This is a genomic window from Photobacterium kagoshimensis (genome assembly GCF_050337045.1).
GTDB classification, from domain to species: Bacteria; Pseudomonadota; Gammaproteobacteria; order Enterobacterales; family Vibrionaceae; genus Photobacterium; species Photobacterium kagoshimensis.
The window spans coordinates 1-2,643 of record NZ_JAKJSO010000044.1 but is presented as its reverse complement, the minus strand read 5'-3'; the positions used below and the strand labels follow the sequence as shown (position 1 = coordinate 2,643).

Annotated in this window: 5 protein-coding genes; 4 read left to right on the top strand and 1 reads right to left on the bottom strand. The window is 44.8% G+C overall.

Annotation, left to right across the window (positions count from 1 at the left end):
- Window position 1: 1 nt before the first annotated feature.
- The 3 genes from L4C35_RS22915 to L4C35_RS22905 all read left to right on the top strand — a co-directional run bounded on the left by L4C35_RS22915 (window position 2) and on the right by L4C35_RS22905 (window position 1,090).
- On the top strand, window positions 2–334 hold the full coding sequence (locus L4C35_RS22915) for a type II toxin-antitoxin system RelE/ParE family toxin (protein ID WP_428465031.1): 333 nt from the start codon (window positions 2–4) through the stop codon (window positions 332–334).
- A complete protein-coding gene (locus L4C35_RS22910; protein WP_428465030.1) occupies window positions 321–635 on the top strand; it encodes a helix-turn-helix domain-containing protein in 315 nt (104 codons plus the stop codon). The genes L4C35_RS22915 and L4C35_RS22910 overlap by 14 nt, the downstream gene beginning before the upstream one ends.
- A 311-nt stretch (window positions 636–946) precedes the next feature.
- Window positions 947–1,090, top strand: a complete 144-nt coding sequence (locus L4C35_RS22905; protein ID WP_428465029.1) for a hypothetical protein — start codon at window positions 947–949, stop codon at window positions 1,088–1,090.
- Between the two features lie 77 nt (window positions 1,091–1,167).
- Here L4C35_RS22905 and L4C35_RS22900 read toward each other — a convergent pair whose 3' ends face one another.
- Entirely contained in the window at window positions 1,168–1,365 is a 198-nt protein-coding gene (locus tag L4C35_RS22900; RefSeq protein WP_428465028.1) for a hypothetical protein, read from the bottom strand.
- Window positions 1,366–1,586: 221 nt separating this feature from the next.
- Here L4C35_RS22900 and L4C35_RS22895 point away from each other — a divergent pair, with 221 nt between their 5' ends.
- The gene (locus tag L4C35_RS22895) at window positions 1,587–1,883 is read left to right on the top strand and encodes a hypothetical protein (RefSeq protein ID WP_428465027.1); all 297 of its coding nucleotides are present in this window, start codon (window positions 1,587–1,589) and stop codon (window positions 1,881–1,883) included.
- Window positions 1,884–2,643: the final 760 nt, after the last annotated feature.

The window sequence follows — 2,643 nt, the reverse complement described above, 5'->3', positions numbered from 1 at the left end:
TATGAAAAGTGTATTTGTCGAATCGACCATATTTGAAAAGTACCGTAATGAATATCTCAGCGATGATGAGTTTAGGCTTTTTCAAGCTGAGTTAATGTCTAACCCAAAACAGGGTGACGTGATTCAAGGTACAGGTGGTTTGCGAAAGATTCGAGTTGCAAGTAAAGGTAAGGGCAAGCGTGGCGGCTCTCGTGTTATCTATTACTTCCTCGATGAAAAGCGTCGTTTCTACTTGCTGACAATTTATGGCAAGAATGAGATGGCGGATTTAACCGCAGACCAAAAGAAACAGTTAAAGTCTTTTATGGAGGCGTGGCGCAATGAGCAATCGTGACCTATTTGCTGAGTTAAGTACCGCACTTGTTGAAGCTAGAGAGCACTCAGAGGGCAAGGTAACCCTAAAAACTCACCAAGTTAATGACATTAGTGAGTTAAACATTTCACCTGATGAAATTGTTAGTATCCGAGAGCAATTTAATATGTCTCGTGGCGTATTTGCCCGTTTACTGCATACATCATCTCGCACACTCGAAAATTGGGAGCAGGGGCGCAGCGCACCAAATGGACAGGCTGTAACACTTTTAAAACTTGTTCAGCGTCACCCAGAAACACTGTCACATATTGCTGAGCTATAACAAGTGCTTAAAGTCGGACTGCCAACCTGTGGCATTTTTGGTTCGGTTTGAGTTTGGTGATTACGGCGGTCTGTTTGGGTGTCGTGCATTGGCAGCCGCTTAAGCAAGCGTTACCCGACTTGGTTGAGTCCTTTTTGTTTACTTTACTCCGCAGTCGCTGTGAGTTGGTCAATTCCAGACAAATTTGTATGCAGTTAGAATTATACGTCGTTCATAGCGGCTTCTTATTTTTAAACTTCTCAACGACTTGCGTGAATGTTCGCTGATAACCGCGCTAACTTTTTTTATTGGGTTTTAACCATGATTCGGCTGTGGCGGTTGATACTCCGCGTACTCACTTGTTCTTGAATTTCTCAGCTATTGCCGCACCATTATCGAGGAATGCCGCTTTCAATAATGTGGTCGGTGCGCTGGCAGGGAAGTGGTTACATTTTGGTGGTTGTCGTAAACAGTAGAATTGCGGGCGGTGTTCGCGGCTTTAGTTTTGGCTGCCTTTTTATCAGTATTCGAGCTCGTTTTTGGTTCGTCTTTTCTAGGTAAACCATAGTGCTAACATCATCGTTGCCGCTATTCTGTGGGTAAACGCGCAGTAATTTTCGCGGTTATAGTTTTGAATTTGTCTGCCTTGAGTTGCGTGTTTGTCGCGCTTAATCAGCACAGTTTTTAGTTTCACTTCATCATGGCAGGCAAGCTGCTTTAGCCAAGTCGAACGGCCGGGTAACAAAGGCATTAAGGTGACGCKTWACACTCGGCGGTTTTGGTTTGAAGTGTATTTGKTTTTGTAAGTTCAGCGTTGGCGCACCTTATGCCAGCGTTACCCGACTTGGTTGAGTCCATTTTGTGTACTTAACTCCGCAGTCGCTGTGAGTTGATCAATTCCAGATAAATTTGTATGCAGTTAGAATCGTTCGTCGTTCATAGCGGCTTCTTATTTTTAAGCGTCTCAACGACTTGCGTGAATGTTCGCTGGTTACCGCGTCAACTTCTGTATTTGGTTTTCACCATGGTTCGGCCGTGGCGGTTGATGCTCCGCGTACTCACCAGTTCTTAAATTTCTCAGCTATTGTCGCACCATTTTCGAGGGTAACCGCTTTCAATATTGTGGTCGGTGCGCTGGCAGGGAAGTGGTTACATTTTGGTGGTTGCCGTAGCAATCAAATTGCGGGCGATGTTCGCGGCTTGAATTTGGCTGCCTTTTTATCCGTATTCGTGCACGTTTCTGGTTCATCTTTTCTAGKTAAACCATAGTGCTAACATCATCGTAGCCGCTATTTTGTGGGTAAACGCGCAGTAATTTTCGTGGTTATAGTTTTGAATTTGCCAGCCTTGAGTTGAGTGTTTGTCGCGCTTAATCAGCGTATTTTTTTATTTCACTTCATCATGGCAGGCAAGCTGCTTAACCCAAGCCGAACGGCCGGCTAACAAAGGCATTAAGTTGACGCTTAACACTCGGCGGTTTTGGTATGAAATGTATTTGGTTTTGTAAGTAACGCGTTGGCGCAACTTATGCCAGCGTTACCCGACTTGGTTGAGTTCTTTTTGCTTACTTTACTCCGCGATCGCTGTGTGTTGGTCAATTTCAGTGAAATCCGTATACAGTAAGAATCGTTCGTCGGTCATAGCGGCTTCTTGTTTTTAAACTTCTCAACGACTGGGGTGAATGTTCGCTGGTAACCGCGCCAACTTCTGTATTTGGTTTTAATCATGGTTCGGCCGTGGCGGTTGATGCTCTGCGTCTTATTCGTTCTTAAATTTCTCAGCTATTGCCGCACCATTATCGAGGAATACCGCTTTCAATAATGTGGTCGGTGCGTTGGCAGGGAAGTGGTTACATTTTGGTGGTTGTAGTGACAATGTAACTTTGTAGGTGTTGTTCGCGGCTTTAGTTTGGGCAGCCTTTTTATCCGCATTCGCGCACGTTTCTGGTTCATCTTTTCTAGGTAAGCCATAGTGCTAACATCATCGCTGCCGCTATTTTGTGGGTAAACGCGCAGAAATTTTCGTGGTT

Excerpts from the sequence above, each read along its gene's own strand:
- L4C35_RS22915 (WP_428465031.1), top strand. The coding sequence starts at position 2 with ATGAAAAGTGTATTTGTCGAATCGACCATATTTGAAAAGTACCGTAAT.
- L4C35_RS22910 (WP_428465030.1), top strand. The coding sequence starts at position 321 with ATGAGCAATCGTGACCTATTTGCTGAGTTAAGTACCGCACTTGTTGAA.
- L4C35_RS22900 (WP_428465028.1), bottom strand. The coding sequence starts at position 1,365 with ATGCCTTTGTTACCCGGCCGTTCGACTTGGCTAAAGCAGCTTGCCTGC.